Here is a 550-nt window from a genome sequence, read left to right on the forward strand (position 1 = left end):
CCGCCGCCCTCACCCCCGGCGCCACCCGGACGCTGGTCCGCGAGCGCTTCGGCACACCGGGCGACGAGGAGTTCACGGCCGCCTGCCACGACGCCACCGGCGGCAACCCGCTCCTCCTGACCTCCCTCCTCGACCGGATGGCGGCCGACGGCGACGAACCGGCCGCCGGCCGGGCCGGCCGGTTGTATACGTTGCGGCCCCCACGGCTGACGGAACGGCTCGCCGACTGCCTGCGCGCGCAGTCCCGCCCCGTACGGCACCTGGCCGGGGCCCTCGCCGCCCTCGACGGGCACGCCGGACCGCGCGCCGCCGCCGAACTCGCCGGCCTGGACCCCTGGGAGGCCGACGGCGCGCTGGGCGACCTCCACCGGCTGGGCCTGCTGACCGGGCCCGGCGAACCGCGCTTCGTCCACCGCGTCGTCCAGGACGCGGTGGCGGCCTCGGCCACCCCGGACGAGCGCCGCGAGCGGCACGAGGCCGCGGTGGACCTGCTCCACCGGCACGGCGCCCCCGCCGCCCTGATCGCCGAGCGGCTCGCGGAGTCCGCCAC

At 79.5% G+C, this 550-nt stretch carries 1 pseudogene; it reads left to right on the plus strand.

The annotated features are described in order from the left end of the window. Positions 1-550, plus strand: a pseudogene (locus tag K6I33_RS35605) (LuxR family transcriptional regulator); the annotation flags it as partial.

The sequence above is a fragment of the Streptomyces sp. UNOB3_S3 genome (genome assembly GCF_020740895.1).
Taxonomy (GTDB): domain Bacteria; phylum Actinomycetota; class Actinomycetes; order Streptomycetales; family Streptomycetaceae; genus Streptomyces.